Source organism: Dyella sp. AtDHG13 (genome assembly GCF_003201105.1).
Lineage (GTDB): Bacteria > Pseudomonadota > Gammaproteobacteria > Xanthomonadales > Rhodanobacteraceae > Dyella > Dyella jiangningensis_B.
In genome coordinates this window covers 1-3,915 of sequence record NZ_QICJ01000028.1, presented here as the reverse complement: position 1 = coordinate 3,915, position 3,915 = coordinate 1, and the positions used below count along the sequence as shown (strand labels likewise).

The following is a 3,915-nucleotide window of genomic DNA, read 5'->3' as shown; positions in this document are numbered from 1 at the left end:
ATCCGCCACGCTCACCGCGCCGGTGAGCCAGGACACGTTGACGCGCCATTGGCGGCGTTCGCGTTGCAGGGTGATGTGGCCGCCGGTGGAGCTGCCGTCGGGGAAGAAGCGGATGCGGCCGGTGTGGCTGTTGACCTGGTCTTCCTTGGCGCTGGTGATGCCGATGCGCATGCCGCTGGGCAGGCGTACGGCGGGGCCGTTATCGGCGCGGTAGGTGTTGTCGCGGGTGTCGACGTCGAACGTGTGTTCGTTGCCGTGCACGATGGCCTGGGTGCGCACGGCGCGCAGCGCGGCGGCGAGTTCGCCGCTGGCGGCGCTGACGCGTGCGCTGGCCAGGCCTTGCGTGACGGAGACGGCGACGGCGGCGGCCGCGATGCCGATCAGCAGGATGACCGCCAACATTTCCAGCAGCGTGAAGCCGCTTGCGCGCACGGCGCGCAGGGAATAGGGAATGGGGAATCGGGAATAGGAAGAGCCGGGCTTTCGGCGCCCTGCCCGTTCTTTGTCCATCACCGTTTCACGGGAATGGCGAATAGAACGTAGAGAACCGGCAGCGCCGTGCGTTCGGCGCGCTCCCGATTCCCTATGCCCCATTCCCGATTCCCTTTTCATCTCCATTCCCTTTCCATCACTGCCAATTACCCACGTCGGCGTTGTAGCCGTCGCCGCCGGGTTTGCCGTCCTGGCCGTAGAAGATCAGGTCGAAGGGGCCGTGGTCGCCCGGATACTTGTAGCCAAATTCATGGCCCCACGGATCCTTCAGTTCGGACTCTTTCGCGTAGGGGCCTTGCCAGTTGCGCGCGTTGGCGGGCTTGGCCATCAGGTCTTGCAGTTGTTGCGGCGGGGTGCCGTTGTCGAGGGCGTAGTTTTCGATCTTCTGGCTGAGCGTGGTGAGCTGCGCCTTGCCGGCGCCGTATTTGCCCTTGTCGACGTTCTTGCCGACCTGGGTGACCACCACGGCGCCGATGATGCCGATCAGCACGATCACCGCCAGCATTTCCAGCAGGGTGAAGCCGCGTGCCGCCGCGTGACGGCCTAGTGTCCTTTGTCGCATGGGGTTCCTCATCGTCGGTCGAAAGCGTTATTGGATGTGGCTGGTGAGGTCGAGCATGGGCAGCAGGATCGCGGCCATGATGATCGCCACCAGCACGGTCATCACGATGGTCAGCGCGGGCACCAGCGCGGCGAGCAGGCGGTCGATGGCGCGGCGGCTTTCCAGCTCGAAGGTGTCGGCCACCTTGAGCAGCATGGTGTCGAGTTGGCCCGCTTCCTCGCCTACCTGCACCATCTGCAGGGCGAGCCGCGGGAAGCGCTGGGCCTGGGCGAGCGCGAAGGAGAGGCCGGCGCCTTCCTTCACCTGTTCGGCCGCTTGCGCCAGCGCCTGGTCCAGCGCCTTGTTGGCGGTGACCTGGCGCGCGATGCCGAGTGCGGTGAGCAGCGGCACGCCGTTCTTGAGCAAGGTGCCGAGCGTGCGCGCGATGCGCGCGGTCTGCACTTTCAGCAGCAGCGGGCCAACCAGGCGCATCGTGAGCAGGCGTGCGTGCCAGTGAAGTTGCGTAGCCGGGTCACGCAGCCGCGCGCGGGCGATGAACACGCCCAACGCGATCAGCAAGGCGATGGCCCACCACCACGCCTGCAGGGTGCCGCCCACGGCGAGCACGATCTGCGTGATCAGCGGGATGGGCACCTGCATGTCTTCGAAGATCGGCACGAACTGCGGCACCACGTAGGCGAGCAGCAGCAACAGCGAGCCGAGCACGCCGACCATCAGGAAGGCGGGATAGATCAGCGCGTTGATGATGCTGCCGCGCAACTGCTGCGAGCGTTCCAGGTAATCGGCCAGGCGGCGCAGCGTGTCTTCCAATGAGCCGCCGGCCTCGCCCGCGCGCACCAGGCTGATGTAGAGCTTGGGAAACACGCTGTGTTCGTCGTCCAGCGCCTGCGACAGCGGCGTGCCGCCGCGCACGCGATCGCGCACGCGCTCGATCAGCTGCTTGGCGCTGGCGCCTTCGGGCAGGTCCATCAGGATGCCCAGCGCGCGGTCCAGCGGCTGCCCCGCGCCCAGCAAGGTCGCCAGCTGGTGGGTGAACTGCGCCAGCTGATCGCCGGTGAAGGGCCCGCGCTTGAACCAGCCGGCGAGTCCACTGCCGCCGGCTTCGCTGTCGGCGGCGCGCGCGTCCAGCGGCGTGTGGCCCTGGTCCTGCAGGCGGCTGACCACCTCCTCGACGCTGGCCGCTTCCATCTGGCCTTGCAGGACGTCGCCGGTGGCGCTCACGGCGCGGTAGCGGAATTGGGTCATGGCTGCCAACGCTCCGCGTTGGCCGGGAATAGGGAATGGAGAATAGGGAATAGGCAGAGCGCAACCTCGCCAGCGTGCAGGCGCCCGCTCTTCCTATTCCCGATTCCCGATTCCCGATTCGCATTGGCCGGGAATAGGGAATGGAGAATAGGGAATAGGACGAGCAGGCGCCCGCCAGCGTGCGGGGCACGCTTTGCCCATTCCCTATTCCCTATTCCCGATTCCCTACGCTCCTTCCTGCGTAACACGCAACACCTCCTCCAGCGTGGTCACGCCGGCCACCGCCTTGGCGATGCCGTCCTCGTACATGGTGCGCATGCCTTCGGCGCGCGCGGCGCGTTCGATCTCGCCGGCGTCGGCGCGCTGCATCACCAGGCGGCGCAGCGGGTCGCTCATCACCAGGAATTCCATGATCGCGCGGCGGCCGCGATAACCCGTAGGATTGGCCGCGCTGCTGCCCGGCTTCCACAGGCGGATCGGCCGCTCGTCGGTGTACTTGTGCAGCTCGAACTCCTCGATCACCTCCGGCAACGCCTCGTACGGGATCGCCGTTTCCGGATCGAGGCGGCGCACCAGGCGCTGCGCGAGGATGCCGTTGACGGTGGAGCCGAGCAGGTAATCCTCCACGCCCATGTCCAAGAGGCGCGTGATGCCGCCCGCCGCGCTGTTGGTGTGCAAGGTGCTCAGCACGAGGTGGCCCGTCAACGCCGACTGGATGGCGATGCGGCAGGTTTCCAGGTCGCGCATTTCGCCGATCATGATCACGTCCGGATCCTGGCGCACGATGGAGCGCAGCGCGCCGGCGAAATCCAGCCCGATCTGCGGCTTCACCTGGATCTGGTTGATGCCCTCGATCTGGTACTCCACCGGATCTTCCACCGTGATGATCTTCACGTCCGGCGTGTTGATCTTCGACAGCGCCGTGTACAACGTGGTGGTCTTGCCCGAACCGGTGGGGCCGGTGACCAGCAGAATGCCGTGCGGACGTTCCAGCACATCGACAAAGCGCTGCTGGAAGTGGTCGGTAAAGCCCAGCGAGGCGAAATCGAACACCACCGACTCGCGATCCAGGATACGCATCACCACCGACTCGCCGAAACTGGTCGGCACCGTCGACACGCGCAAGTCCAGCTCCTTGCCCTGCACGCGCAGTTGGATGCGCCCGTCCTGCGGCAGGCGGCGCTCGGCGATGTTGAGCTTGGCCATGATCTTCACGCGCGAGATCACCGCCGCCGTGGAACTGGACGGCGGCGCCTCCACCTCATGCAGCACGCCATCGATGCGGTAACGCACCTTCAACCGGTTCTCGAATGGCTCGATATGCACGTCCGACGCGCGCTGCTCCACCGCACGCTGCAAGATCAGATTCACCAGGCGGATCACCGGCGCCTCGGAGGCGAGGTCGCGCAAATGCTCCACGTCATCCTCCACCGCCGCGCTGCCGTCCAGGTTCTCCACGATGGTGCCCATCGCCGAACGGCCCGAGCCGTAATAGCGCTCGATCAGATCATCGATCTCCGAACGCAAGCCAATGCGCATCGCCACCGGCCGCCCCGCCGCCAGCTGCATCGCCTGCAAGGGATACGGATCGGCCGGGTCCGACACCACCAGCGCCA

General features: G+C 66.4%; 4 protein-coding genes. All 4 read right to left on the bottom strand.

Annotated elements, in window-relative coordinates:
* A partial coding sequence (locus BDW41_RS22835) for a GspH/FimT family pseudopilin (RefSeq protein WP_110301700.1) occupies window positions 1–441 on the bottom strand: 441 nt, incomplete at its 3' end.
* Between the two features lie 187 nt (window positions 442–628).
* Window positions 629–1,054 (bottom strand): type II secretion system major pseudopilin GspG, encoded by a 426-nt coding sequence (gspG, locus tag BDW41_RS22830; RefSeq protein ID WP_110301699.1) that lies wholly within the window; start codon window positions 1,052–1,054, stop codon window positions 629–631.
* Window positions 1,055–1,081: 27 nt separating this feature from the next.
* Window positions 1,082–2,299: a type II secretion system inner membrane protein GspF gene (gene gspF, locus BDW41_RS22825; protein ID WP_074552333.1), complete on the bottom strand. Its 1,218-nt coding sequence runs from the start codon at window positions 2,297–2,299 to the stop codon at window positions 1,082–1,084.
* A 225-nt stretch (window positions 2,300–2,524) separates the two neighbouring features.
* A partial coding sequence (gspE, locus tag BDW41_RS22820; RefSeq protein ID WP_110301698.1) for a type II secretion system ATPase GspE occupies window positions 2,525–3,915 on the bottom strand: 1,391 nt, incomplete at its 5' end.